The sequence below is a fragment of the Chryseobacterium fluminis genome (assembly GCF_026314945.1).
GTDB classification, from domain to species: Bacteria; Bacteroidota; Bacteroidia; order Flavobacteriales; family Weeksellaceae; genus Chryseobacterium; species Chryseobacterium fluminis.
The window spans coordinates 777,609-802,301 of record NZ_CP111121.1; the positions used below are offsets into that span (position 1 = coordinate 777,609).

Annotated in this window: 27 protein-coding genes and 5 tRNA genes; 21 read left to right on the forward strand and 11 right to left on the reverse strand. The window is 36.5% G+C overall.

Translation table 11 applies throughout. The features are described 5' to 3' along the window. The first annotated feature begins 114 nt into the window (after positions 1 to 114). Both ODZ84_RS03610 and ODZ84_RS03615 read left to right on the forward strand, forming a co-directional pair. The gene (locus ODZ84_RS03610) at positions 115 to 561 is read left to right on the forward strand and encodes a hypothetical protein (protein WP_266175647.1); all 447 of its coding nucleotides are present in this window, start codon (positions 115 to 117) and stop codon (positions 559 to 561) included. Between the two features lie 205 nt (positions 562 to 766). Next, positions 767 to 1,225 carry a PA2169 family four-helix-bundle protein gene (locus ODZ84_RS03615; protein WP_266175648.1) on the forward strand — a complete coding sequence of 153 codons (459 nt, stop codon included), beginning with the start codon at positions 767 to 769 and terminating at the stop codon, positions 1,223 to 1,225. A gap of 462 nt (positions 1,226 to 1,687) precedes the next feature. Here ODZ84_RS03615 and ODZ84_RS03620 read toward each other — a convergent pair whose 3' ends face one another. Next, positions 1,688 to 2,284 (reverse strand): Crp/Fnr family transcriptional regulator, encoded by a 597-nt coding sequence (locus ODZ84_RS03620; RefSeq protein ID WP_266175649.1) that lies wholly within the window; start codon positions 2,282 to 2,284, stop codon positions 1,688 to 1,690. A gap of 321 nt (positions 2,285 to 2,605) precedes the next feature. Here ODZ84_RS03620 and ODZ84_RS03625 point away from each other — a divergent pair, with 321 nt between their 5' ends. From ODZ84_RS03625 to ODZ84_RS03640, 4 genes are all read left to right on the forward strand, one after another. Further along, complete coding sequence (locus ODZ84_RS03625; protein ID WP_266175650.1) at positions 2,606 to 2,863, forward strand: hypothetical protein; 258 nt, start codon at positions 2,606 to 2,608, stop codon at positions 2,861 to 2,863. A 284-nt stretch (positions 2,864 to 3,147) separates the two neighbouring features. Then, on the forward strand, positions 3,148 to 5,001 hold the full coding sequence (locus ODZ84_RS03630) for a PAS domain-containing sensor histidine kinase (RefSeq protein ID WP_266175651.1): 1,854 nt from the start codon (positions 3,148 to 3,150) through the stop codon (positions 4,999 to 5,001). 1 nt (position 5,002) lies between these two features. Further along, positions 5,003 to 5,377 (forward strand): response regulator transcription factor, encoded by a 375-nt coding sequence (locus tag ODZ84_RS03635; RefSeq protein ID WP_266175652.1) that lies wholly within the window; start codon positions 5,003 to 5,005, stop codon positions 5,375 to 5,377. Positions 5,378 to 5,530: 153 nt separating this feature from the next. After that, the gene (locus ODZ84_RS03640) at positions 5,531 to 6,661 is read left to right on the forward strand and encodes a serine hydrolase domain-containing protein (RefSeq protein WP_266175653.1); all 1,131 of its coding nucleotides are present in this window, start codon (positions 5,531 to 5,533) and stop codon (positions 6,659 to 6,661) included. Positions 6,662 to 6,873: 212 nt separating this feature from the next. Here the strand turns inward: ODZ84_RS03640 and ODZ84_RS03645 are convergent, their stop codons facing one another. The 3 genes from ODZ84_RS03645 to ODZ84_RS03655 form a co-directional block, all read right to left on the reverse strand. Continuing rightward, on the reverse strand, positions 6,874 to 7,284 hold the full coding sequence (locus tag ODZ84_RS03645; protein ID WP_266175654.1) for a hypothetical protein: 411 nt from the start codon (positions 7,282 to 7,284) through the stop codon (positions 6,874 to 6,876). Between the two features lie 173 nt (positions 7,285 to 7,457). Further along, positions 7,458 to 8,300, reverse strand: a complete 843-nt coding sequence (locus ODZ84_RS03650) for a transporter (RefSeq protein WP_266175655.1) — start codon at positions 8,298 to 8,300, stop codon at positions 7,458 to 7,460. Positions 8,301 to 8,599: 299 nt separating this feature from the next. Beyond that, on the reverse strand, positions 8,600 to 8,767 hold the full coding sequence (locus tag ODZ84_RS03655; RefSeq protein ID WP_266175656.1) for a bacteriocin-like protein: 168 nt from the start codon (positions 8,765 to 8,767) through the stop codon (positions 8,600 to 8,602). A 300-nt stretch (positions 8,768 to 9,067) separates the two neighbouring features. Between ODZ84_RS03655 and ODZ84_RS03660 the strand changes: the two genes are divergently transcribed. The 5 genes from ODZ84_RS03660 (at position 9,068) to ODZ84_RS03680 (ending at position 13,616) form a co-directional block, all read left to right on the forward strand. Beyond that, a complete protein-coding gene (locus ODZ84_RS03660; protein WP_266175657.1) occupies positions 9,068 to 9,649 on the forward strand; it encodes a hypothetical protein in 582 nt (193 codons plus the stop codon). 303 nt (positions 9,650 to 9,952) lie between these two features. After that, complete coding sequence (locus tag ODZ84_RS03665) at positions 9,953 to 10,702, forward strand: DUF6515 family protein (RefSeq protein WP_266175658.1); 750 nt, start codon at positions 9,953 to 9,955, stop codon at positions 10,700 to 10,702. Between the two features lie 99 nt (positions 10,703 to 10,801). Further along, complete coding sequence (locus tag ODZ84_RS03670; RefSeq protein ID WP_266175659.1) at positions 10,802 to 12,250, forward strand: DUF1254 domain-containing protein; 1,449 nt, start codon at positions 10,802 to 10,804, stop codon at positions 12,248 to 12,250. 39 nt (positions 12,251 to 12,289) lie between these two features. After that, positions 12,290 to 12,643, forward strand: coding sequence for an ISAon1 family transposase N-terminal region protein (locus ODZ84_RS03675; protein WP_266172843.1), 354 nt, complete (start codon positions 12,290 to 12,292; stop codon positions 12,641 to 12,643). A gap of 28 nt (positions 12,644 to 12,671) precedes the next feature. Further along, entirely contained in the window at positions 12,672 to 13,616 is a 945-nt protein-coding gene (locus ODZ84_RS03680; protein ID WP_266172842.1) for an ISAon1 family transposase, read from the forward strand. Positions 13,617 to 13,718: 102 nt separating this feature from the next. Here ODZ84_RS03680 and ODZ84_RS03685 read toward each other — a convergent pair. Continuing rightward, positions 13,719 to 13,791: transfer RNA gene (locus ODZ84_RS03685), tRNA-Met, on the reverse strand. A 982-nt stretch (positions 13,792 to 14,773) separates the two neighbouring features. On the opposite strand from ODZ84_RS03685, the gene ODZ84_RS03690 reads away from it, so the two are divergent. The 6 genes from ODZ84_RS03690 to ODZ84_RS03715 all read left to right on the forward strand — a co-directional run bounded on the left by ODZ84_RS03690 (position 14,774) and on the right by ODZ84_RS03715 (position 19,600). After that, entirely contained in the window at positions 14,774 to 14,980 is a 207-nt protein-coding gene (locus ODZ84_RS03690; protein ID WP_266175660.1) for a hypothetical protein, read from the forward strand. 72 nt (positions 14,981 to 15,052) lie between these two features. After that, the gene (locus ODZ84_RS03695; RefSeq protein ID WP_266175661.1) at positions 15,053 to 15,838 is read left to right on the forward strand and encodes a GLPGLI family protein; all 786 of its coding nucleotides are present in this window, start codon (positions 15,053 to 15,055) and stop codon (positions 15,836 to 15,838) included. Between the two features lie 990 nt (positions 15,839 to 16,828). Continuing rightward, on the forward strand, positions 16,829 to 17,347 hold the full coding sequence (locus ODZ84_RS03700; RefSeq protein ID WP_266175662.1) for a hypothetical protein: 519 nt from the start codon (positions 16,829 to 16,831) through the stop codon (positions 17,345 to 17,347). Then, complete coding sequence (locus tag ODZ84_RS03705) at positions 17,328 to 17,681, forward strand: N-acetylmuramidase domain-containing protein (protein WP_266175663.1); 354 nt, start codon at positions 17,328 to 17,330, stop codon at positions 17,679 to 17,681. Before ODZ84_RS03700 ends, ODZ84_RS03705 begins: the two co-directional genes overlap by 20 nt. Positions 17,682 to 18,543: 862 nt before the next feature. Continuing rightward, a complete protein-coding gene (locus ODZ84_RS03710) occupies positions 18,544 to 18,753 on the forward strand; it encodes a hypothetical protein (RefSeq protein WP_266175664.1) in 210 nt (69 codons plus the stop codon). Between the two features lie 67 nt (positions 18,754 to 18,820). Continuing rightward, the gene (locus ODZ84_RS03715) at positions 18,821 to 19,600 is read left to right on the forward strand and encodes a GLPGLI family protein (protein WP_266175665.1); all 780 of its coding nucleotides are present in this window, start codon (positions 18,821 to 18,823) and stop codon (positions 19,598 to 19,600) included. 116 nt (positions 19,601 to 19,716) lie between these two features. Here the strand turns inward: ODZ84_RS03715 and ODZ84_RS03720 are convergent, their stop codons facing one another. From ODZ84_RS03720 to ODZ84_RS03745, 6 genes are all read right to left on the reverse strand, one after another. After that, positions 19,717 to 19,992, reverse strand: a complete 276-nt coding sequence (locus ODZ84_RS03720; RefSeq protein ID WP_266175666.1) for a site-specific integrase — start codon at positions 19,990 to 19,992, stop codon at positions 19,717 to 19,719. Positions 19,993 to 20,206: 214 nt separating this feature from the next. Next, entirely contained in the window at positions 20,207 to 20,680 is a 474-nt protein-coding gene (locus ODZ84_RS03725; RefSeq protein ID WP_266175667.1) for a hypothetical protein, read from the reverse strand. Positions 20,681 to 20,916: 236 nt separating this feature from the next. Then, positions 20,917 to 20,989 (reverse strand) — tRNA-Met (locus ODZ84_RS03730). A 38-nt stretch (positions 20,990 to 21,027) separates the two neighbouring features. After that, positions 21,028 to 21,100, reverse strand: a tRNA-Met gene (locus ODZ84_RS03735). Positions 21,101 to 21,139: 39 nt separating this feature from the next. Further along, positions 21,140 to 21,212: transfer RNA gene (locus ODZ84_RS03740), tRNA-Met, on the reverse strand. A gap of 39 nt (positions 21,213 to 21,251) precedes the next feature. After that, positions 21,252 to 21,324: transfer RNA gene (locus tag ODZ84_RS03745), tRNA-Met, on the reverse strand. Between the two features lie 101 nt (positions 21,325 to 21,425). Between ODZ84_RS03745 and ODZ84_RS03750 the strand changes: the two genes are divergently transcribed. The 4 genes from ODZ84_RS03750 to prmC are packed head-to-tail and all read left to right on the forward strand — an operon-like array spanning position 21,426 to position 24,395. Continuing rightward, a complete protein-coding gene (locus ODZ84_RS03750) occupies positions 21,426 to 22,037 on the forward strand; it encodes an L-threonylcarbamoyladenylate synthase (protein ID WP_266175668.1) in 612 nt (203 codons plus the stop codon). A 34-nt stretch (positions 22,038 to 22,071) separates the two neighbouring features. Next, positions 22,072 to 22,782: a CPBP family intramembrane glutamic endopeptidase gene (locus ODZ84_RS03755; RefSeq protein ID WP_266175669.1), complete on the forward strand. Its 711-nt coding sequence runs from the start codon at positions 22,072 to 22,074 to the stop codon at positions 22,780 to 22,782. 4 nt (positions 22,783 to 22,786) lie between these two features. Next, positions 22,787 to 23,545: a peroxide stress protein YaaA gene (gene yaaA, locus ODZ84_RS03760; RefSeq protein WP_266175670.1), complete on the forward strand. Its 759-nt coding sequence runs from the start codon at positions 22,787 to 22,789 to the stop codon at positions 23,543 to 23,545. A 1-nt stretch (position 23,546) separates the two neighbouring features. Beyond that, the gene (gene prmC, locus ODZ84_RS03765) at positions 23,547 to 24,395 is read left to right on the forward strand and encodes a peptide chain release factor N(5)-glutamine methyltransferase (protein ID WP_266175671.1); all 849 of its coding nucleotides are present in this window, start codon (positions 23,547 to 23,549) and stop codon (positions 24,393 to 24,395) included. The last annotated feature ends 298 nt before the right edge of the window (positions 24,396 to 24,693 follow it).

A 24,693-nucleotide genomic window follows, 5' to 3' on the forward strand; every position in this document is an offset into this window, starting at 1 on the left:
GACATCATTAAAATAGTCTAGGAAATCAAAATTTTGATGAAATCGTTTAACTTCTATGACTTCGATCATTAAATATATCTGGTTATTTTGTTTGTTTTGCTGTAAATGATACATATGAAAGTTTTAACATTCTGTTTAATTATTTTGTCTAAACTTTTAGCAGCTCAGTTATTAACGGTTAACAATCTCGAAAACTTAACCCAAAGTCCTCTGCATCATCTTGACCGCAAGCTTGCCGACCACTTCAGCTTAAAAAGAAATCCGGCAATGGAAGATAAGGATAACAGGGTATATTCCAATGACCACTCACATGAAAACTTTAAGGTTCTGACTGTTTTTATTAACGCAAAAAACTGCCCTGCCCTATCACTCGTAACTCATAATGAGGCAGAGATCAATCATTTCCACACTGATCTTATCAAAGAAGGTTTTATGGTCAGTGAGTACAGAGATCATCATGGTAAACTGTTTAAAAAGTTTGTCCGGGACCGTTTCTCTGTCATTATCAAAAAGACTGACGCACCGGTGCCTGCTCATCAGGTCGTGTGGATGTGCAGATAGAAGTCATTATTAAATCAGGAACACTCGAACAGCATTCTTTCAGTATTTGAAAGACCATTGAAATAGGGTCTGAAAAGTCTTACTCCTGTATCATGTTAGATCAAATCTTTCTGCCCTGCAGCTCATCACCGAATGCGTAGGGAGGTATCTAAACCTGGCAGGGCACAGTTCTTGTACAAAAACAGTTAATCACAAAAAATATGTTATGAAAACTACAGAAACAGTTGCCGTCTTAAATGATCTGCTGCAGATCACGAATGACAGGATTGAAGGGTTTGGTAAGGTCGAGGGAAAGATATGGGAAATGTATCCGGATATCAAAGATGAATACGACCGCATGATCTCCCAGTCAAAGATCATGAAGAATGAACTGATTGATCTGATTAATGAAAAAGGAGGTACGCCGCAGGATTCTCCTTCTGTTGCCGGAGCTTTGCACAGAACATGGATCGATATCAAAAATTCGTTTACTATGGGAAACCGTGAAGAATCCACTTTAGGAAATGTTGTCTTTGGCGAACAGGCAGCCATTGATGCCTATCAGAATGCCCTTGACAGTGGTGATCTCTGTGAAAAAAGCACAAAGATCGTAGCAGAGCAGCTTCACCAGCTTAACATCTCTTACAATCAGTTTAAAAAAATTGAAGATTATAAAAGCAAATAGATACACAACCTTATCTTTTCCGCCTTTTAATAGAAATTGATGCGAAATTTGAAGGATAGCAAACATTAAAAATATAAATACCGGTGTGATACCGGTATTTTTTTTTCACCGCTACCGCACGAATTCTTCGTGTGGGACATATTACCTCACCTCTACCGCACGAATCCTTTCGTGCGGGACTTATTACCTCAATCACATCTGCAGAACTTATTACATGCATCAAAATCCTGTAAAACCAGGTTTGGATTTCCACGCAAAGATTTAGATGCAGCAGTGCAAAAATTAGTCTTATAAAAAGACTTTAAGATGATATTGTTGTTTTTAGAGTCTATGTGTAATACAGGCAACCACACGAAAGGATTCGTGCGGTAGCGGAGTAAGGATTCGTGCGGGAGCGGGGTAAGGATGCGTGCGGTAACCGGGAATGAACTTGTCTAAATCTTTCCTCCTTAGGAACTATAATCAGCAATAAATTTTTGAATGTATTATTTTAAGCGACCCGTTTTTTTCCATTTTTTTTAAAGTACGGATCACTGTTTCGATTCTCAGCCCAGTCAATAATGACAACTGTAGCCTTGTAAAAGGGACAAGAAAACTGTATTTCTCATGGTATCCGAAATAGGTCTTAAGATGATCCAGTAGCTTCTGAATCTTAATGAAAGGTTCCGGTATTGCCAGGAAAGATGAAATAAGATACCGGAAATGAAGACGTTCTGCAGTATACCGGCTCACCTTAAAAAATATTTCCGGATCTTCATAAATCAGGTTAATAAATGATTTTTTATCCAGTCTCAGCACTGTGCAGTCCGTAAAAGCAATTGCATTAATGGCATATTTCTTTTCGGTGAGCAGATACGATTCCCCGAAACAGTGTCCTATAAAGGGAAAGCCATGGACAAATTCTTTAGCATTTTCAAAAAAATTATTAATTTTTACTACTCCGCTTTGTATCTGAAAATAATACATTGGAGAATTACCTTCACTAAATATGAATTCATCTTCCTTAAATTTTCTTATTACCGCACCCCTTTCCAATAAAATATCCTCATGGATAATCATACTAATATCAATTTTTTTATAAAAGTACTATTTTTTCAAAAAATTAAAACAAGTCACCGGCAAGAAATTGCTTTACAGCAACTACTGATTAAAGACCAGAGCATAAGCATCTGAGTAAAAATCTGTTTCATTTTTTTAAGATCTACGGTTTTTTCCCCGTGCCTGATGACAGAATGTGCATCCGGAAATAGATTCTTAACAAGCGATAGCATCGGTAATACGATGCTGCCACTGCCTACCAGATAAAAATTGCATAAATATGTCTGGGGTCATAAGATTATAAGCCTCTATCTTTTTAGCTTTAAAGATTAAAGTTATTTTATGAACCTTATCTTTACTACCTTAAAACCGGCCTCACTGAGCCACCCGCTGGAAACGGCCTATAAAACAGCCGTTATCGGTCTTAAGGATTCTATCAGAAAAGATTTAGAGCCGCTTGGTCCGGAACTCCGAAACATGGACATCCCTATTACTATTGATTTGAAGAATATGACCATTACTGTAGATTCTGATGACATTCCTGAAAAGACTTTTAAACTGATACAGCGTGCTCTGGAAAAGACGGCAAGTTTAAATTAATATCCCAGTATTTGATTTTAACGGTAATCACTATTCAAATACAGGTGACTGATGCCTCTTTACACGGAATTTTTATCAGAAAACAGGTAAGGTTAATTTCTAATCCAATAGAAGACTGAGTAGTTTCATTTAAATAAATCCTTTTTGACTGTTAAATTTTGCAAATTCTGAATCCTGCGAATAAACCTCTCAATTACCAGGCTGCAAAAGATTTTCAAAAGTGGCACTAAAAGTCTTTATAAAAAGTGAAATATAAATTACTTTTGCAAGAATAATCTCTCTGCATGGAAAATTTCAGTACGAACAATATTTCTCATGATTCATTGCTTACCTTATTCAGTAAGGCACCCGTTGCCATGTCTCTGCTTTTGGGTGACAATTTTGTGATCAGTAATGCCAATCCGCAGATTCTGGAGCTTTGGGGAAGAGACCGTTCGGTCATAGGAAAACCTTTATTTGAGGTCCTGCCGGAGATAAAATCACAAGGATTTGAAGCGATACTCGAAAAGGTATATAAAAAGGGCGAAATATTTAATGGAAACAAATGGCCTGTATTTTTACACAAGTACGGCCAGTACGAAGAACATTTCTTTAACTTCATTTACGCGCCTGTCTATAATGATGATCAAGCCATAATAGGTATCAGTATCGTCGCTACAGAAGTTACAGACCAGATTATTTACGAGAAAAAACTTAAAGAAAGCGAATATCGCTTTGAGGATCTGATCAGGCAGTCCGAATACTCAATTGCTATTTACCGGTCTGAAGACCTTTATATTGAGTTTGCTAACGACCCCATGCTTAAAACCTGGGGAAAAGATGCTTCGGTAATCGGAAAAAGACTTGAAGATGCTCTTCCTGAACTGGAAGGGCAGCCTTTTATCGGAATTCTGAAAGATATTTTCAGAACGGGCGATACCTATACTGCAACTGAAGATATGGTGGAACTTGTTGTAGATGGAAAACTTCAGTCTTTCTATTACAATTTCTCCTATAAACCGCTAAAAAATTCCGAAGGTAAAGTGTATGCTATCCACAACATGGCGGTGAATGTTACCGATGAGGTTGTGGCAAGAAAATCTATCCAGGAAAGTGAAAAGAAATACCGCGATCTGGCAGATTCTATGCCTCAGTTTGTGTGGACCTGTGACAAATACGGACATATTACCTATATAAATGACAGCTGGTACAGCTATACGGGATTCAGCAAACAGGAAAACCCCAATGAAGCCATCAGAAAAATCATAAAACCTGAAGTATACCCGCATATTCTTGAAATCTGGGAAAAAAGCGCAAAAACAGGAAAACCTTTCGAGGTGGAATACGAATTTCAGGATCCAAAAAAGCCGGATACCTACCGGTGGTTTTTAGGAAGAGCGGTCGCCAGTTTTGATGATAATGGAGAAATCGTGCAGTGGATCGGTACTTTTACTGATATCGATGACTTTAAACAACTTCAAAAACAGAAAGACGATTTTCTCGGTATTGCCAGCCACGAACTTAAAACACCGCTTACCAGCCTGAAGCTTTATGCACAGTTTATAGAAATGAAACTGCAAAAGCAGCAGGATCCCAAAAATGCCGAAGTAGCCAGGCGGATGAACGATCAGATCGATAAACTTACAGAATTGATTAACGATCTGTTGGACGTTACAAAAATACAAAACGGAAAAATTCAGCTCAGTGAATCTGAATTCGATTTTGACCGGCTGGTCGAAGAGGTCATTACCGAGCAACAAATGACGGCAAGGCATAAGATCATTTTCCATGAGCACCGTATCGGAATGGTAACGGCAGACCGGCACAGAATTTCTCAGGTGATGAGCAATCTGATCAGCAACGCGATTAAATATTCCCCTGATGCGGATGAAGTATTTGTATCTGCAGCATTACAAAACAATAGGGTCAGATTTAGTGTTAAAGACCTTGGAATAGGAATTCCGCAGGATAAGCAGGAGAAAGTTTTTGAACAGTACTACCGGGTTAGCGGTTCAAAAGAATATACTTTCCCGGGCCTGGGACTTGGTCTGTATATCTCATCCGAAATTATAAAAAGAACCGGAGGTAAAATTTATGTCCACTCTGTAGAGGGAAAGGGCTCTGAATTTTCTTTCGAAATACCTAAAATAAAAATTTAAAATGATTAATACCACACAGATTATGGTGCTGGACGACAGCCCTGCAATCGTAGATTCGATCGAAATGATGATGGAGTTTGAGGGCCTGACTGTTTCCAAATTCTATAAAGGATCCGATATGCTTGATGTTTTGTATGCCGGGGCCAGACCCGATGTTATCTTAATGGATATGTGGCTTTCCGGTGAAGATGGGAGGGATATTTGCAGGCATATACGGGCAGATGAGAGCCTCACCGAAATTCCTGTCATTATTATGTCTGCCAGCAGAGGCCTTGAACAGTCCGCCTTAGACGCCGGAGCTAATGATTTTATCGCCAAGCCATTTGATATGGATCATATGGTGAGCAAAATCCGGGGTTATATAAAGACAGACTAATAAGATCTATATTTTTAAGCTTATGATAAAAGAGTAAAAATTTGTGCTCGTTACCATGTACGCGGCACAACCTTTGAATATAAAAAGGCAAACCATGTTTGTCTTTTTATTTCTCTGGTATGCATGGTAACAAATCCAACGCTCAAACAAAATATGAAGAAAATATTATCTGCTTTGATAGCCGGAATCTCAGCGACAGCGGCTGTAATTTATCTTTCAGGATACGGATATATTTTTAAGGCGATGGCTATTAATCTGAAGAAAGGGCCGCTGACCCCTTCAACTGACGATGAGGAAAAATTCCCTTCACTTACTGTACCTACACTGCATCCAATAGCATGGGAAAGGCATATTAACTATAATAAAGTCTCCCTATCTGAAACGCTGAGTAAGGAACTTGAAAAAACCAGAGCATCATCACTCGTTGTCATCCGGGACGGGAAGCTTCTGTATGAACAGTACTGGAAAGAACATTCTTCTTTTTCAAGAATGAATTCTTTTTCAATGGCTAAAGGCATCCTGTCTGTCCTGGTTGGATGCGCGGTTGATGACGGATACTTAGAATCCGAAGATCAATTCATCAGTTCGGTACTGCCCTGCTATCTGAACAGCAAATATGGGAAACTCCTGACTTTTCGCCATCTGATGACGATGCAGGCGGGGATGGACTGGAAAGAAGAATACCATCATCCTTTTGCAGAAAACTCCAAGCAGTATTTTATAGACGATCTCCAGGAGCAGGCATTGAATATTGAAATTACAAAAGTGCCGGGTCAGGAATATGAATATCAAAGTGCTGCAGCACAGCTTTTGGGTATCGCACTGAAAAAAGCGATCGGTCGAGAGCTGGCCGGCTACCTTTCAGAAAAAATATGGAAACCATTAGCCATGGAACGTTCTGCCAAATGGAGTATTGATGAAAAAGGGATGGAGAAGGCGTTCTGCTGCATTCATGCAACTCCGAGGGACTTTGCAAAGTTAGGGCAGCTCATCATGCAGGAAGGGAACTGGAACGGTAAACAGTTAATCAGTAAAAAATACTGTAGAAAACTGCTTACTCCAACAAAAGTCAATGATGCTTTTTGTTTTACGCTCTGGGCCAATGATGACCAAGATCTGAAATACCGTTTCTTTTATGGTTTTCTCGGGCAGTTTATTATTATGATACCTGAAAAAAACATGGTCATCGTTAAAACAGGATTCTACAACAGGCTGAGTGTCGATGAAAAGATGCGACCTCATCAGGTACAGATACTGGCAGAAGAGTTAAGCCGTTTTTCTTGAGCATTCAAGATCACTATTGAGTTCCGAACCACATTAAGGATTGCCTTTAATTAATCCGAATGTTAGTTTCTTCTTATCCGAATACTGGTTTTCAGAGTTGAACCATATCTGCAACAAATGGAAAAGAAAAATCGTAAATTTTATCCCGCTATTTGCAGTAATTACCATAAAATAAAAACCCCGGCCAGAACCGGGGATATATGAGTAAAGTGTTACTTTATTTTGTCGTAAATGAGTTTTGTAACGACTGCACCAAAAAGATAATACGCAACCGTCATAATTTTTTTCTGGTTGGTTTCAGCAACAGGTTTATCATCCAATCCCATTTTCTGAGGCAGCATAACCGCTCCTAGTCCGGCAACAACACCCGAAGCTATGTTATATCCGCTTGTAGCCGTCGTAGCATAATATAATCCGTTACTGATGACATCCCCCGCAAGCGTAGCAGCGTACAGCTGGTCCTGATCCGTTATTTTTAAATCCACCTTTGTCAAAGCTTTATCTAAAGCCTCCTCTCCCACTTTATTAACCTGGGGCACATTATCAAAATTTTTTCTTATTACTTCGTGTAAAAGGTTAAGGGCAATTGCTCCACCTAAACCTGCAAGAATTTTCTTATACATATCGTTCGAATTTTTGGTGTGATTAACTCTATACACAAATTGCGCCATTATAGATGAATTATTTCAGTAAATAATTTGATTTTATTAATATGATTATTTAGTCTTAGCGTTTACCAATTTTAAATCAGGCTTAACATCCGTTCTTGTTCAATCAAGAGATAGCAGGCAATATTTTACAGACGGTAGGAAGCACCGATAAAATAATGCTTTGCCGCGGTATGCTGAATTCCCAAATTTAATCCTGCATCAAGCTTAAAGTCTCTTGCGACTTCCATCTGTACGGCTGCATTGATATAATTTGAAAAATGATGCGATTTGAAATCATAAGTGTAATATGTTTCTGCGATGCCGTCAATGCCTTTAGTAATAGAGTGACTGACCGTCAGGGTTTGCAGAAATTCAGTGTGCATAGCGTTCTGATCCTGATCTTTCAGCCGGTCCAGTTCGACCTGAAATCCAAGATTCCATTCCCCGGGAAGCTTATACTGCATCGGCACAATCAATCCTCCTTCGAAACGGCTGTCTTCGAACCGGGAAGTAGGCAGCTTTACATAAGGCAGCAATGCAAGAGCAAAATTACCGTCGTTATTGCCTAGTATATTTTGCTTAATCCTCAAAGTAAGATCTCCGGGCCCTTCCGTCAAGGTTTTTGTACCCGAGTCCAATTCCGTTTCTTTTTGTCTGCCATAGGTCTGAAAGCCTATTTGCAGAGCTGTAGAACCGGTGAGCCCTATTTTAATATTCATTTGATTAATAAGCAAAGTGTTGGTCTTCTGGGAATCGCTTCTTTCTATGGTATTTCTGACCAGGTCTGTCTCTAACTGAAAATGCCCGGCATCAACGGTATAGGGTGATTCTGTGACGTCAGGACGGTCTGTTTCCATTTCTCTCATTTCTGCACGCGGAACAGGATTGAACAACGAATAATTTTTAGGGGAAGTCTGCTGACCGAAGCCTTTCAGAGGCAATACTATTCCAAGGAATACCATTATTAAAATACTGCTGTTTTTTCTCATATCGATCTTTTTTAATGATAGAAAGTTTATTGATATCTGTCGGTAGATTAAAAGGTATGCCATTCTGAATGGTTTTGCTGTATTTTATTATTTTTAGTCGATTAAGGAATCGAATTCTGACTTTCAGTCATATGTCTCAATGGAGCTTGGAATCGCCATAGCACAATCGGATATCACTTAAAAATAAAGCTTCACTTTTAAGCCGGCTTCATAAAAAACCAGTGTCACATCGGCTGTGCACTGGTTTAATTCATTGATTCTTTAGCTGTAAGACTCAATAAATCATTAACAAATTGTTATTAGCAAAATGGCGGAGGTGAATCCGGACAGGTTGTATTACCACAGTAATCAGGCGCCCATGCTCTGCAGCAGGTTGCCAGTGGGTTCCAATCGTTACATCCAAGCGGAGGTCTGCCGCCTTGAATAGCTTTCAGATCGTCTTTGTTTAGCTTTCTTAGATTTTTCATAATGATATTTTTAAATTATTTGGTAATCAAATATAATAAATTTCTAAGTAAAGTGATTTAATATAAATAAAACTATATATTTTCCATAAAGAATGTAGAATTAACAGATGTGGTAAAAGAATAAAATTAGTCTGAATATTTTATGAAGAGAATTACCATTATGATTTGGCCTTGGAAAACATCATTTTTATAATAATGAACAATTTATATTATAGAATTGTTAAAATTTATTAAATAAAATTAAAATCTATTTGTTTAAAGTGAGAAAATATATTTATTTTAGTGCTTTAAAAATTTCTCATGAAAAGATATAATTTATTGATTGTACTATTACTCCTTATTTTTAATGTAACTACAGCACAGAAAAAAGGTTCACCTGCTGCAGATTTCAGTACGATAGGAGAAGCAAAAAGCAAAATTGAAAATACCGTTCCATTAGTTATTAAAGCTCTGCAGGAAATCAGCAACAAGGAAGGTGATCCCAATATTTTATCTAACGGAAAAACGGCATTAGCCAGCGAATACGGAAAAGTAGAGCTGGAATGGCGTTTATACAGAGGCAATATGAATAACTGTATCTTAAACAACTCCTCCAAAAAAGCAAAAAAATGCATGGAGTATCATAATAATATGTTCAGAGATACAATGATCAACTATAATAATTATATCACTAACCTTACCAGAAAGAACGGATATCTTGGGGTAGAGGGTGATACTAAATTCGACTTCAAACCGACTGAATTGGCTACCAAATTAAATGAAGCATACTTTAACGGGAGTGATGCTGCAGGAAGAATGAAGCTGGGACAGAAAAAGGAATTTTTAGGCCAGGCTACGGCGGATGACAATGCCCTTAAGCCGTTTAGCCAATTGGCACAATAATTTTTACTTATATTAAATGATCCGAAAACCTGCTTATAAAGCAGGTTTTTTTTATACGGTTACATGATTGGGAACCGATAATTTTAATTTAAGGTTATCAGGAAACATCTATTTTATCTTCAGTTTCGGATTTCAAAAACTAATGTTTATAAGGCCTCAGGATGATTCAATATCTACCGTTAAACTATCTTAAGAATACTTTTTTCGATGTATTTTCATTTATTTTTGATTTACAATTGGAGTTTATTCTTTTTCTAAAGGATTAGTCAGCCACCATTTAACGATATTTTACACCTCTGTGATATGAAAATAAATCAACAAAAAAAAGGATTGTCAGCCGGTATTATCAGATTGTTATTATTAATAATTCTCATTCCGGGTACGGCTTCAGCACAGCGCAAGGTACGTTCTGCCAGGGTTGTCAGACCGGCACGTGCAGTTCCGCCTCCGCACCCTGTTATGCCGCCTCATGTTGTTCCGCCCGCGCATCCTGTTCCGCCGCCGCCTCATGTTGTTCCACCGGCTCGCATAGTACGGCCTGTGAACGTTATTACTCCCGTTCGGGTGGTACCTGTAGGATTTCGTCCCGTACCATATCCCTATTTTTACCATCCTTTTGTACCCTACTACTGGGGACCGACCTGGCACCCTATAGGCTTCTTTTTGGCTACCTTAACGACCACTGCAATTATCATTACCGTGGAAAACAATCAATACCACTATGATAAAGGCGTTTATTACACAAAAGAATCTAACGGGTACAGAGTAGTGCCGGCGCCTATGGGAGCAAGCATTGCAGAACTCCCGCAAGGATACATCACCATCCCTGTATCCGGAGTCAACTATTACTACTATGGCGGCACCTATTATGCAAAGTCATCCGGGAAATATAAAGTCGTAAAAGCACCGGTCGGGGCTGTAATCCCGCATCTTCCTGACGGGGCCGAAGAAAAAACAATAAACGGACAGAAATATATGACTTATGATAATGTATACTATCAGCCTATTTCCAAAGACGGCAAGAACAGTTATGTTGTGATGCAGGAAAAATAAACCCATTTTTGAAGTATTTATACACTTCTTAATTACTACAAAATAATCGTAGTATTCCCTCAATTAATTTTTCACCATTATAAAACAAAAGAATAATATATGAAATCATACATAACCATTGCTGCAGTCTGCCTGCTGGCATTCTCTAACACCACCACTGCACAAAATAAAACTACTGCTGTTGCCAGCACTACACAGACGGCAATTTTTAAACCAGCCGACCTAAAGGAACATTTGGTTTACAGCCGTGCCGTTCAGGCAGTAATCTGGGGAATCCCAGCCGTTAATTTTGAATTAATGAAAGAAAGCATGGTCAGAGCAAACGGAAGTTTTAACCAAATTATCTATTGGTCAGCACTTATTAATTCTAAGAATCAGACCTTAACGCCCAATCCCGATGTTATTTACATCAATCCGCTATATGATGTGAGAAAAGGACCTGTAGTTTTGGAAATTCCTGCAGCAGAAGGAGCTTCATCCCTGACCGGAAGTCTGGATGATGCCTGGCAGACGGCAATCCAGGATATTGGACCTGTCGGAGTGGATAAAGGAAAAGGGGGTAAATACCTGATTCTGCCTCCAGGTTATAATCAAAAAGTACCGCAAGGCTATATTCCTATGCCTTCATCTACGTTTACAGGATATGCTATATTGAGGTCCAATCTTACGGACGGAGGTCCGCAGGATATTAAAAGAGCTGTAGAATACGGCAAAAAAATTAAAATATATCCATTTTCACAAGCAGCTAACCCTCCAGCCACAAAATTTCTGGATTTACTTAATCAGCCATTTAGCAACGTAATTCCTTATAATCTAAAGTTTTATGAATTATTGAATGAATTTGTCCAAAGAGAACCCTGGCTGACCAGAGATATGGTAATGATTGACCAATTAAAATCTATCGGTATCGAAAAGGGAAAAGCCTTTGCGCCTGATTCCAGAACAAAGGAAATCCTTAACGCAGCCATTCGGGATGCACATCAGCTGGTGGATAATCAGTATGAAGCTATTTTCACACCTCCTTTTTACAAGGATACACATTGGGCTCTGCCTGCCTCACCGGATGTAGTAAAAGCAATATCCGGTAATTATGAAATACCGGACATATATCCGGTGGATGACAGGGCCACCAGTTATTCGATGGCTTACTTCAGTGCCAAGAGTCTGGGTTCAGGTCAGTTTTATCTGATGAGTACAAAAGATAAACAAAACAGGCCGCTGGACGGATCAAAGTTATACAAACTGCACCTGCCTGCCAATGTTCCTGTTAAATTATACTGGTCGGTTACTGCATACGACAGAGAAACTCATGCTCTGATTTCGGACACTCCATATTTTAGCAGAGCTTCAACAACCCCCGGACTTCAAAAAAACAGTGATGGTTCTGTAGATCTTTACTTTGGAGCTACGGCTCCGGCAGGAAAAGAATCTAACTGGGTACCTACAAAAGCGAACAGGGAATTTGAATTATTAGCCCGTTTCTATGGACCGGAAAAAGGATTTTTCGATAAAGCCTGGAAAATGGCCGATATTGAAGGATCAGTATAAAAAGTTGGGGAGAAAAATTAATAAATGTAATTTTACCAGATGTCATCTGAGAAAGAATTATTAAAATTACTGTTACCGGAATATCTGGTTGAATACTTTGATATTACCCATTTTGAAGAAAAAGAAGGATTGCTTCATCTTTATTTTGAGGAAAAAAATACTGTTCCCAAAGAGCTTTCCTCTTTGCATCTACAATCCAAAGGCTTTCATGAAGAAATCACGGTTAATGACTTTCCTCTCCGTGGAAAACCTGTAAAACTTCACATCAGACGAAGAAGATGGACCGATATAAAATCTGGTAAGATCCTGCAGAGAGACTGGAATCTCATTGCCGTTGGAACCCGCATGACAAAGGACTTTGCGGAGTTCTTAAAAAAAATCAGCCGATACTAAAGCCCTTCCCTTAGAAACCATCGGTGAGATGTATGGGGTACAGGGAAAGACATTCCGCAGGCAATACAAAAAATCATTAAGCGGGTTCAAAGACTGGCTCCAAAAGCCCCATGCGGAAGATTGGATTCTTTATCCGGAAAATTGCTCCTCTTCTCTGTCTCTGGATGAAGTTGCTCTTTCCCAGGGAGAATTATACACGGTTCTTACTTCCAAAAAAGCAAAAGGCAGGAAAGGCAGTATTGTTGCCATTATCAAAGGTACACAGAGTGAAGAGGTCATTGAGCAGCTTCTGAAAATAAACAGGAAGCTTCGCAAAAATGTAAAGGAAATTACCCTTGATATGGCCGGGTCTATGAAGCTTATTGCCAAACGCTGTTTCCCTGATGCTATTAAGGTCATAGACCGGTTCCATGTTCAGAAGCTCGCCACTGAAGCCCTTCAGGAATTAAGGATCAACTACCGTTGGGAAGCTATAGAATGGGAAAATAGCCTGCTCGATGAAGCAAAGAAAAACAGGGAGCCTATTGAGATAGAAACGTTTGAAAACGGTGATACCCGCAAACAGCTTCTGGCAAGAAGCAGGTATTTACTCTACAAAAGCAGGGAAAAGTGGACGCCTTCTCAAATGCAGAGAGCTGAAATTTTATTTACAGAATATCCTGATTTAAAGAAGGCATATGGGTTATCGGATGGATTAAGAAAGATTTACAATCAGAATATTCCCAAATCTATTGCCATGACAAAGTTAGCGCATTGGTTCAGGGATGTTGAAACATCAGGTTTTAAATCATTCTCAGTTTTAAGAAAAACAATAATGAATCATTACAGCGGCATCTTAAACTTTTTCGACAGAAGAAGTACCAACGCTTCGGCAGAATCTTTTAATGCTAAAATTAAAAACTTCAGATTACAGCTTCGGGGAGTAAAAGACAAAGCATTTTTCCTGTTCAGACTCTCTCAACTTTTTGCATAGTCCCCAACTTTTGTTCATGATCCATATTGAAGAGGTAAAATAATGAAAATCAATAAAGTAAAAAAGCCGTCTCTGGGTTAGAGACGGCTTTTCATATTTTAGTAGCGGGAACCGGACTCGAACCGATGACCTTCGGGTTATGAGCCCGACGAGCTACCTACTGCTCCATCCCGCGATATTGTGAGTGCAAAGATAGAGCTATTTTTCCTAAACTACAAATATTCTTTTTATATTCGCGTTAGTATTCGTTTTGTTGTATTATTTTTTCTTGGGAAAACCAAGAAGATCGTAGGCCTTAGTAGCTCCTTATCAAACATAACTACACTGCTGCACTGAACTTCTCCTCCATAATTTTTTTTTGATGTATAATCCCAAATTACAGCTCATCCTCCACGATCATTACTATAATAGATCGAAACTTTTCTCGGAATGAATGAATATTTATTCTTGAGCCCTATGGTAACGAAGTCTCTTGAATAGTCAATGATCCGTTGAATTTTTCAAAGGATATTGTATTCAATTCCTCGGCTTTAGAATTGAATGAAAACTCAACATTTACGTCCTGATCTTCTCACTTTTACGGGAATCTTTATTTTATCCAATAATCTGACTATAATACTGTTGTTTATAGTTTTAAAATACTCAGGTTTTTAAACCTGAATCCTCTGGATCTTCATATTTCCAGGTATAACTGCTATCGCGCATTCTTTTAAATTAATCTAAAAATCAGGATATAATTCTTTCTCAGGGTTTCTGGATAATAATAAAAGGTCTCCGGCTTCTACTTTATGTTCTTTAATTTTGTTATGAATCCCCTATTGTAATGGGAAAAAAGTAAAATCCCATTTATGAGTGTGAAACTTGTCTTTCCAATATATTCTTGGAATCTCTCTAAGCAGCAATTTATCACCATCTAAAATTGCATCTACTGAATTGCTATTTCTTCGTTTGTATATTCTGCCATTCCAATTATATTAAGAGGTCAAATATAAAATTATTCTTGAATATTTGAAACATTACGGGAACCACTAATTTTCTATTAACATTTTTTACACATATGCAAATGTAAGTAGTAAAGACACTTAACATAAAAAAATAATTCTCACATACATAGAATTATTGAGTATATTGGAAACGATTTTATTAAATACAGTATTATGAAAAAAACAATTTTATTAGGAGCTATTTTGTTAGCTGGTGTTGTTTCAGCATTTCCATTCCGAACATCTTGCGGTGTAGTATTACAGGTGAATGAAGCTGGTATTGATGGAATGTCATATGGACAAGTTGTAAACACGTTAAAATTAATGAATGGCATTACTTGTGGTACAACAGACGTTGGTATTGTAGTTTACAATCACTAATTAAATTTAACAAATGATTTTGGCAAAATGCGGAGTTATCTGCATTTTGCTTTTTAATTAAAAATACAAACAATGAAGTTATATTATACATTGATTTTAGTTTTTTTTGTCGCACTCATTAAAGCACAAATTGGATTTGATGTTGTTTATGAAGCTGATTATAAGCTAACATACAAAGATCAGACTGTTAATGCAGTAACGCAGGAAGATGCTTTCGCTCTATTAATAAATGAAAAAGAGTCATATTATAAGAATATGAAAAAATATATTGAGGATTCTTTAAAATTTGAAAAAAAATTAAATGATAAGTCTGATTTTAGACTTGGAATGAAGTACGCGACAGATTTTTCAGAATACATTGGTACAACTAGTGGAAAACTATATGTAACAGTTCCCGTATCAAATAAAGCTTTTAAATATGAAGAAGTAAATAATATTGATTGGTGGCTTTCAAATGAATCCAAAAAGATAGGTAAATATAAATGTCAAAAAGCCGTTTGTAAAAGGTATGGCAGGACTTGGATAGCGTGGTTTACAAAAGAAATACCTTTTCCTTTTGGTCCTTATAAATTTAATAAATTACCAGGACTTATTTTAGAAGTTTATGATGATAAAAAGGACTATGTTTTTTCAATGTATAGTTTCCGAAAAAGAAAATATTTTGCTAAATCTGCAAATATGGAAGCGAAAGCTACCCCCGTTAAAAAATCAAAAATTTTTGACTATCAAAGAAAGGAGATTGCAGATCCCAACACTTATAATAAATTAGTTACTGATGCTGAGACACTTCGTTTTTTAATGAAAAAAGCTCAGGAAAGAGCAAAAAATTACAATCCTATTGAACTAAGTATAAATTAGGATTTTCATGGTTATTAGTTTAAAGTACCTCTTTAAAAGATGCTTTTTTACGGGCTGTAATCTTTTTTTTCTTCTAAAAATTTAGAATAATCTTCGGCAAGTTCCGCATCAATATCTCGTCAATATACTTTCACTGCCTTTAATGTTGTGGCCCGGTAACTTTCATCAATAAATCATATGTTTCAAGCTCCGTTCTTTCCTTTCTCAACTCCCGGAATAACTTTGTAATAAATGTATGTCTGAACGAACAGATTGTATATTCTTCGCCCAAATTGAATTTATCCTTGATTTCTTTGAATTTTGCAGAAAAATTATTTCTTCGATTTACCTCTTTTGTCTGAATGCCTGTTTTAAGTTTATATAAAATACAGTTAATAATCTCACAAATAGGTGCTTTTGATTTGAAACCTCTTTTCCAATTGGAATATAAGGTGCAATTTCTAATTCTATTGTATCTTTGCTTAGTACTTGGTACAAGGGATAGGATTTTTTTTGTTTAGCGGCACTAATTTCCTAATCCCTTTTTTTATAGCAAACAACTAATCTATTTTTTTTTTAATAAGTCAAGATCACTTCATAATCTGATAATTGTCGCTTTGGCAATTATTGGAGTATTTTTTGCGGGGCATGTTCAGAAACTTTATATAGTGCTGTTTTTATTTCAACGGCCTTTATTGCTTCTTTTTTCTTCTATAAGAAAACTTTTCCCTTCATTATTATTGGTTTAGGCTTTTTCTGGTATGCTATTGTGGTAGATATCTGGAATGGTTACGATTTCTACAATCCAGATGGTACACGTTTCTCGTGGACGGTTGGAAATGTCCTGATCTCAATAGGCCTCATTTTATTGTTGCTTTAAGAATATTTTCCAAAACAATATAAAAAAATATTTACCGGTGAAACTGATAAAAATACTGATCATTAGTGTTGTTTTCTTAGGCTGCAAAACAAAAACCGTCACTCAATCCAAATCAAAGGAAATTGAGCAAAATGAATATTCAAAAACTATTTCTGAGGCAGATAATGAAGTTTTTACAAATAAGAAGGAAGAAATTAATGAGACTAAACTCGATAAACATACAGAATAAAACCAAACGGATATTGACATTGAGGGTGAAACTGAAATTGATAAACCATCTGAAATGCAGGTCATTAAGGAAGGAGGCGCAAAAAAGTATCTTAAAATATCGGGTAAAGCAAAGTTCACTTTCAAATCAAACGAAAATTCAAAATCGGAGAAAACCGAAGGAAAAAGTAAAAAAAGCTCAGAAAATCAACAGCAAAACTCTAAAAATAATAACCTCATGGAAAAAGGTGATAATTCCAGGATTAAAAAAGTTGATGAAAAAAACAGAAAAAGGTCAAAGGTTGCAGTTCGGGGCTTATTCCATAATTATCATCTGGGGATCTATCATTATTATTTTGATTGCATTTTTTCTTTGGTTTAGAAAAACAGAATTATTCAGAAAAATATTTAAAATAAAAATCGATGAAACAACAAATAATTGATTTAACAAAAAAAGTCGCAGCGGAGTTTGGATTTGAGCTTGCTGTCATGCTTTCTTTTATTGAAGTAGAAACCGGAGGACAAGGATTCGACTCTAAAACAGGAAAAATCATGATCCAGTTTGAACCTTCCTGGTTCAAAAAAAATGCTCCCTACGCCCCGTCTGGTAAATGGTCTATCAATAAGGTAGATATTCAAACAAAAGAATGGGAGGCTTTTAATGATGCTTTTGCTAAAGATAAAGATGCAGCAATGAAAAGTACTTCAATTGGCCTTTCTCAGATTTTAGGCATACATTACAAAAGATTAGGATTTGCTTCCGTTGGTGACATGTGATCATGCAAAAGTCTCTTTGAAAAATCAGATCTGGCAACTGGCAAAATTCATTGATACCGATAGGAACTTGAAAAATGCTATTCTGGAAAAAGATTGGTTTACCATTGCTAAAATTACAATGGATCAGGTTTTTTGAAGATAGCAAGACAGTACGGCCGAGAACCGCATAATATCAGCATGGAAAAGGCATACAAACGTTATACTTAATAATCATTACTTTTGATTATGTCGCCAATGAATAAATTTGCTCGTAGACTGAAGATCACTTTTAAACCATAAATCCATGTCTTTTAAAAGCTCTGCGTTTTCTTTAGACATGATCACACTATTTTTAGAAAGTTGATTTTTATATTCTTTTATGGCATTTGCTTTAGATTCTTCGATTTTGGAGAAAACAAAAAAGAAAACCGTAAAACTAACAATAAGCATAGCAAAAGATGATATCCACAAATAGAGGCTTAATTTTGGTACTTTAATTCGGGAATTTAGCTGATTAATATTTTCTTCAGTCTTTTCCTTGTAAAATGAATTTATGTAGCTTAAATCTGGCTCTATCTTTAATGTTTTAAGCTCAACAATTTTATACTCAAGTTGAGTAATGGCTTGTTCAATTTAATGAGAAATTCTTTCTGTGTCATTATTTGTATTGTCTGCCATTTTTAATTATTTAAGATGTCAAATATAAAATTTATTCTTTAATATTAAGCATTACGGAAAACCTTATTTTTTTTTAATAGCATTTTTAGTATCTATGCAAATGTAACAAACAAAGGGACTTAACATAAAAAAATAATTCTCACTATATTAGATTTATTTTTTATTTTGAGTCTAATTAATAACTAATTTTTAAAAAAAGACAATTATGAAAAAAGCAATTTTATTAGGAGCTTTATTTGTAGCAGGTGTAGTTTCTGCTTTCCCTTTTAGAACATCTTGCGGAAAAGTTATTCAAGTTAGCCAAACAATCGCTAACCATATGTCAATGGATCAATTGGCAAATTATCTTGGTGACGTTAATGGTGAGCAATGTCCTGGATCTGGGGCTGTAGTTGTTCGCATCTATTATCACTAAGAAATTAAGAAAAATGTATGACCGCCATAAAACGTGGCGGTCTTCTATTTTAGAAAAGAATATTACAATGAAAAAGATTCTATTATTATTTCACTTACTAATTGTTATTGTCGTTTTTTCACAAAAAAAATTTGATGTTGTTTATGAGGCGGATTATAAGTTAAATTATAAGCTATCGACGGGAAGCAATTCTAAAAAAGAGACCACTTTTGCCCTTCTTATCAATGAAAACTCTTCTTTTTTTAAAGATCTACATAGATATATTTCTGATTCTCTCCTCGTTGAAAAAAAACTGAATACGATTGAGGAAGCTATGAAATATAATACAGATTTTCGCGGTTATGTTGGAACAACATCAGCAAAATTATATGTAACAGATGAAATCAATTACACATATTTTGCTTACGAAGAACCCAATAACATAAATTGGAAAATTAAAAATGAATTTAAAACTGTCGCAGGATATAAATGTCAGAGAGCAGAGACAACAAAATATGGCAGGACTTGGATCGCTTGGTTTTCAACTGATATCTCTTTCCCGTTTGGGCCATATAAATTTAATGGGTTGCCTGGTTTGATTGCTGAAGTATATGATACTAAGGATGAATATCATTATACACTCTATACCTTTAGAAAAAGAAAATATACCTGCAAATCGGCCAACGTTGCAACCAATGTCAAAAATTTATCCAAAGAAAAAGTAGCTGAAGTTTTCAAAAATAGGCTTGCCGGGAAACTAAGGTTGAATGAGCAATATATAGAAAATGCGGAAGATCGTGAATATATGAGGCGAAATGCAGAAGAAGCATTAAAAAAATATAATCCTATTGAGCTGAATATTTATTAGGATCATGGTATTAGTTGGACAGCACCTTTTCAAGAGGTGCTTTTTTATTGGCTGTCATCTTCTTTTTCTTCTAAAAATTTTGAATAATCTTCGGCAAGTTCCGCATCAATATCTCGTCAATATGCCTTCAATGCCTTTAATGTTGTGTGCCCGGTAACTTTCATCAATAAATCGTAAGTTTCTAACTCCGTTCTTTCCTTTCTCAACTCCCGGAATAACTTTGTAATAAATGTAGGTCTGAACGAATAAATTGTATATTCTTCGCCCAAATGAAGTTTATCCTTGATTTCTTTGAATTTTGCAGAAAAATTATTTCTTCGATTTACCTCTTTTGTCTGAATCCCCTTTTCATTTGTTTTAAAAATGAGTTCATTGGGATCACCAAATTTCATTTTTTCCAGATCTTTCAATAAGATGTTCGGAATCAGCTTCGTTTTAAATGGCTTATTTTTAGCTTTAACCCATAAGTAAGGCTGGTTTGCTCATTTATTTTTAGATCGTCGAATTTTAGCCTCACTACTTCAATAGGACGTAAAAAATTATAACTCACAAATTGAATGAACAATAATAAATTTTCATCCTTTGAAATTTCTTCAAAAAGTGTCTCTAATTGTTCGCTTGAATAAGATTAATTTTTTTTTGGCGTGGAGCTTTGGTTCCAATTTCTTTGATGAAATCATCTTTGATCATTTCGTTTCTTTCCAGAACATCAAAAAGAAAAGATAATGCTACTTTGTGATTATTATGCGATTTCCCTGAATTTTTCAATATTATTTCATTTAGATAATTCAAAGCGTACTTTTTTGGAAATTCATCTGCAGCAATAACATCATATCCATTTTTCTCAAGATATTTAATAAATTGGTTTTTTTTGACCGGAAATCTGGAATACAGGTTTCTGACAAAGTAGCCTCTTATTTTATACATCCATTCAATTGAACTTTTGATCGTAGATTCATCTTTCAAATCTTCACTCGGATATGGAGAATAACCTTTTTTCAATAATTCTGCAAGACTTTTTCTGATTGCTTTCAGTCTGGCCAACCTCTCTTTTACCGTTGTATAGACCCTAATTGACATTCATGTAAATTGGGGCTGTCTTTTCATCTTCCCAGTTTTCGGATCTGCGTGAGAGTATTAAACGTACTATCTTTGAGAAAGATCATAGTCCTGTCCGCCGTGATAAATCTTCGGTAGTTTATAGGGTACGTTAGGCATTTCAATACTGTATAGTCTTTAAAATCTGAAGTAAAGATAACATAAAAAAATCGGTGTAACTTGTTGTTAAACCGACATTTATATTTTAGAAATCTTAGTAGCGGGAACCGGACTCGAACCGATGACCTTCGGGTTATGAGCCCGACGAGCTACCTACTGCTCCATCCCGCGGTGTATCTTTAGAGTGCTTACCGAAAGCACTGTCTTAGTAGCGGGAACCGGACTCGAACCGATGACCTTCGGGTTATGAGCCCGACGAGCTACCTACTGCTCCATCCCGCGGTGTATCTTTAGAGTGCTTACCGAAAGCACTTATCTTAGTAGCGGGAACCGGACTCGAACCGATGACCTTCGGGTTATGAGCCCGACGAGCTACCTACTGCTCCATCCCGCGGTGTATCTTTAGAGTGCTTACCGAAAGCACTTATCTTAGTAGCGGGAACCGGACTCGAACCGATGACCTTCGGGTTATGAGCCCGACGAGCTACCTACTGCTCCATCCCGCGATATTGGATTGCAAATATACGGCTATTTTTTTAAAATCCTAATTTTCCTTTTAAATAAAGGACTTTTATAAAAACTATTTTATAATTTGTATCTTTGATCCATGGCAAAAATACTGAAAATCTATCCTGATAATCCACAGGAAAATCTTATTAATGAGGTCATTAAAACTTTAAACAACGGCGGACTGATTATATATCCGTCTGATACCGTTTACGCGTTAGGTTGCAATATTTTTGATATCAAAGCCATGGAAAAACTGGCTCAGCTAAAAAAAATAAAGCTTGAAAAGTCCAAATTTTCGATCATCTGTAACGACCTCAGTCATCTTTCTGACTTTACAAGACCTATCGATACTTCTGTCTTCAGGTTTTTAAAAAGCCATCTTCCGGGGCCATATACTTTTATTCTTGATGCCAATAAAAGCCTGCCGCTTGCCTACAAAGGTCATAAAACAATCGGTATCCGCGTTCCTGATCATCCTATTCCGCAGCTGATCGTGGAAAAACTGGGCCACCCCATTGCCTCCACTTCCATTAAGGATGATGATGAGGTTTTGGAGTATTCTACGGACCCTGAACTTATTGCTGAAAAATACGACCACCTGGTAGATATCGTTATCGATTCAGGCTATGGTGATAATACGGCATCCACGATAGTGGACCTTACTTCCGGAGAGCCCGAAATTATCAGACAGGGCAAAGGAATTATTTAAGGTAGCCCAATTCTAAAGCAGTTAATACATTTTTATGCACGATCGGAACCTGAACGGAAAATATTCCTTAGGTATCATTTTTACCTTTGTCTTACTTGCTTCGGCAATGCTGTTTATTTTTCCATTGATTAATTTCATTACCGGAACGGTCTATATGACGTCTGAAAAATTTTTCTATTCACGAATCGCTCTTTGGGCGGTGTTGCTGATTATTTTTCTCTACAGTCTGTATATTGAAAAAAAAACTTTTCTGCTTTGGCAAGAGAAAAAGCATTCATTAGGGTTTTATATCGGAGCCCTTGTCTCTCTTTACTTTATATGTTTATTCGGGGGCGCTTTTTTAAATGCTTTTATTCAAATGCTCACGCACGAAAAATACAGTGACAAGATAATTAAGCTGAGTTTGTTATTTAAAAATAATTATTTACTGATTATTTTTACCTGCTTAACAGCGGGAATGGTTGAAGAGCTTCTGATGAGAGGATACATCCAGCCGAGAATTGAAAAAATTTATAACAGCCGGTATCTCGGAATATCTATTTCAGCCCTTTTGTTCGGTATCCTTCACAGCACATACGGAACAGTGGGTCAGGTGGCAGTACCAACCTTTATAGGAATCGTCTTTGCCGTTTTTTATAAAAAATTCTCCAACATTAAAATCCTTATAATCTGCCATTTCATGTACGACTTTATATCCCTGATGATCATGAATTTTATTGATTTTAAACATTTATCTGCATTTTAACATTATGAAAATAGTAACATCTCCTGCCAAATTAATGAATGTCGACCACACAACAGACCTTTTAAAGACTACAAGTCCCGCATTCATTGAAGAGGCAGCCCTTATCCATTCTCATTTAAAGGAGAAATCACCTAAATATCTTTCCGAACTTATGGAAATTTCACCTAAACTGGCGGATGAAAACTGGGAAAGAAACCAGAAATGGAAAGCAAAACCTACAGCAAAAGAATCTGCACCGGCGATGTTTGCCTTTACAGGCGAAGTTTACAGAGGTCTTGATGCCAAAACACTGAATAAAAGCGCCGTAGATTATCTACAGAAAAATTACAGAATTCTTTCCGGACTATACGGTTTGTTGAGACCTTCCGATAAAGTAATGCTGTACAGGCTCGAAATGGGAAGACCTTTTCAATTTGATGAATACAAGAACCTGTATGAATTCTGGAGGGACAGAATTACAGAACAGCTTAATTCTGAAATGAAAAAGAACGAAATTCTTTTAAATCTTGGAAGCAATGAATATTTTAAAGCTATCGACCGTAAAAAATTAAACCATACCGTCATTGATTTTGAGTTTTTTGAATTAAGAGAAGGAAAACTAAAAACCATCGTGGTTTACACAAAACACGCCAGAGGCTTAGCTGTAAGATTCTGTGCAGAAAACAATGTTCAGACTCTGGACGAAATGAAGGCATTCAACTACGAGGGGTACAGAATTGATGAAGAAAAATCAACTGATGTAAAATTGGTATTCACACGGTAATATGACAATTTCAGAATTTAAAAACCATTTTAACAGAGTGCTTTCCGGGTTGTATACCGATTCGGAAATTGCTTTGTTGAGTGCTCTTTTTATAGAAAAAACAGTAGGCTTCAATTCTTTTCAGCAGAGAAGATTTTCTGAACAGCAGCTGTTAATGGAAGATGAAAAAAGATTACTCGACATCATTTCAGAGCTGAAAACCTCTAAGCCTTATCAGCATATTCTGGGGGAAACAGAGTTTTACGGAATGTCATTTTTTGTCAATGAAAACGTCCTGATTCCACGCCCCGAAACAGAGGAACTTCTGGAGTTAACCATCCGGAAAATTCAGGATTTGACTGATATCACAAGTTTAAAAATACTGGATATCGGAACCGGCAGTGGTGTCATTCCTCTTGTCTTAAAAAAATATTTTCCTGAAGCTCAGATTACCGGTATTGATTTTTCAGAAAAAGCCCTTGAGGTTGCTCAAAAAAATGCAGATCTTCACAGGCTCGACATCCATTTTATCCACACCGATTATCTGGGCTATGACCTTAGGGAAAACTTTGATGTTATCATTTCAAATCCCCCCTATATCGGCATCGATGAACAACAGGATATCGAATATTCCGTAAAAGGTTTCGAGCCTCTGATGGCCCTTTTCTCTCCTACTTCCGACGCTTTAATTTTCTACAGGAAAATCGCTGAAGATTCAAAAAAATATCTGAATAAAAACGGGTTTCTTTTTCTAGAAATCAATCAGAAATTAGGTCCTGAAACTTTGGCGCTGTATCAGGACCATTTTACACAGGTACAATTAATAAAAGATCTGTCCGGAAATGACCGTTTTATTTTCGGTATCAAATAGAAAGAAGAATCGGTTCTGACGTTATTACGCTATTAATATTCAGCAATGTATGTTCTTATATTATATATCGGGACATCACATTTCCCTATATGAACTCAAATAAAAATGACACGGATATAAAGCCTTTATAATAGAAAATAATACAATTGAATGTCAGGATATAATCATCATACAATTTATTTCTAATTAACAACCGGTTCAGACACATTCCGGCAATAAAGAGACATTTAATTTTTCATAATTTAATGTCTTTTTTGATTCTATATCGGTTATTGGGGAATGTATGATATATATTTTC

Excerpts from the sequence above, each read along its gene's own strand:
- ODZ84_RS03610 (WP_266175647.1), top strand. The coding sequence starts at position 115 with ATGAAAGTTTTAACATTCTGTTTAATTATTTTGTCTAAACTTTTAGCA.
- ODZ84_RS03615 (WP_266175648.1), top strand. The coding sequence starts at position 767 with ATGAAAACTACAGAAACAGTTGCCGTCTTAAATGATCTGCTGCAGATC.
- ODZ84_RS03620 (WP_266175649.1), bottom strand. The coding sequence starts at position 2,284 with ATGATTATCCATGAGGATATTTTATTGGAAAGGGGTGCGGTAATAAGA.
- ODZ84_RS03625 (WP_266175650.1), top strand. The coding sequence starts at position 2,606 with ATGAACCTTATCTTTACTACCTTAAAACCGGCCTCACTGAGCCACCCG.
- ODZ84_RS03630 (WP_266175651.1), top strand. The coding sequence starts at position 3,148 with ATGGAAAATTTCAGTACGAACAATATTTCTCATGATTCATTGCTTACC.
- ODZ84_RS03635 (WP_266175652.1), top strand. The coding sequence starts at position 5,003 with ATGATTAATACCACACAGATTATGGTGCTGGACGACAGCCCTGCAATC.
- ODZ84_RS03640 (WP_266175653.1), top strand. The coding sequence starts at position 5,531 with ATGAAGAAAATATTATCTGCTTTGATAGCCGGAATCTCAGCGACAGCG.
- ODZ84_RS03645 (WP_266175654.1), bottom strand. The coding sequence starts at position 7,284 with ATGTATAAGAAAATTCTTGCAGGTTTAGGTGGAGCAATTGCCCTTAAC.
- ODZ84_RS03650 (WP_266175655.1), bottom strand. The coding sequence starts at position 8,300 with ATGAGAAAAAACAGCAGTATTTTAATAATGGTATTCCTTGGAATAGTA.
- ODZ84_RS03655 (WP_266175656.1), bottom strand. The coding sequence starts at position 8,767 with ATGAAAAATCTAAGAAAGCTAAACAAAGACGATCTGAAAGCTATTCAA.
- ODZ84_RS03660 (WP_266175657.1), top strand. The coding sequence starts at position 9,068 with ATGAAAAGATATAATTTATTGATTGTACTATTACTCCTTATTTTTAAT.
- ODZ84_RS03665 (WP_266175658.1), top strand. The coding sequence starts at position 9,953 with ATGAAAATAAATCAACAAAAAAAAGGATTGTCAGCCGGTATTATCAGA.
- ODZ84_RS03670 (WP_266175659.1), top strand. The coding sequence starts at position 10,802 with ATGAAATCATACATAACCATTGCTGCAGTCTGCCTGCTGGCATTCTCT.
- ODZ84_RS03675 (WP_266172843.1), top strand. The coding sequence starts at position 12,290 with ATGTCATCTGAGAAAGAATTATTAAAATTACTGTTACCGGAATATCTG.
- ODZ84_RS03680 (WP_266172842.1), top strand. The coding sequence starts at position 12,672 with ATGTATGGGGTACAGGGAAAGACATTCCGCAGGCAATACAAAAAATCA.
- ODZ84_RS03690 (WP_266175660.1), top strand. The coding sequence starts at position 14,774 with ATGAAAAAAACAATTTTATTAGGAGCTATTTTGTTAGCTGGTGTTGTT.
- ODZ84_RS03695 (WP_266175661.1), top strand. The coding sequence starts at position 15,053 with ATGAAGTTATATTATACATTGATTTTAGTTTTTTTTGTCGCACTCATT.
- ODZ84_RS03700 (WP_266175662.1), top strand. The coding sequence starts at position 16,829 with ATGAATATTCAAAAACTATTTCTGAGGCAGATAATGAAGTTTTTACAA.
- ODZ84_RS03705 (WP_266175663.1), top strand. The coding sequence starts at position 17,328 with ATGAAACAACAAATAATTGATTTAACAAAAAAAGTCGCAGCGGAGTTT.
- ODZ84_RS03710 (WP_266175664.1), top strand. The coding sequence starts at position 18,544 with ATGAAAAAAGCAATTTTATTAGGAGCTTTATTTGTAGCAGGTGTAGTT.
- ODZ84_RS03715 (WP_266175665.1), top strand. The coding sequence starts at position 18,821 with ATGAAAAAGATTCTATTATTATTTCACTTACTAATTGTTATTGTCGTT.
- ODZ84_RS03720 (WP_266175666.1), bottom strand. The coding sequence starts at position 19,992 with ATGAAATTTGGTGATCCCAATGAACTCATTTTTAAAACAAATGAAAAG.
- ODZ84_RS03725 (WP_266175667.1), bottom strand. The coding sequence starts at position 20,680 with ATGTCAATTAGGGTCTATACAACGGTAAAAGAGAGGTTGGCCAGACTG.
- ODZ84_RS03750 (WP_266175668.1), top strand. The coding sequence starts at position 21,426 with ATGGCAAAAATACTGAAAATCTATCCTGATAATCCACAGGAAAATCTT.
- ODZ84_RS03755 (WP_266175669.1), top strand. The coding sequence starts at position 22,072 with ATGCACGATCGGAACCTGAACGGAAAATATTCCTTAGGTATCATTTTT.
- yaaA (WP_266175670.1), top strand. The coding sequence starts at position 22,787 with ATGAAAATAGTAACATCTCCTGCCAAATTAATGAATGTCGACCACACA.
- prmC (WP_266175671.1), top strand. The coding sequence starts at position 23,547 with ATGACAATTTCAGAATTTAAAAACCATTTTAACAGAGTGCTTTCCGGG.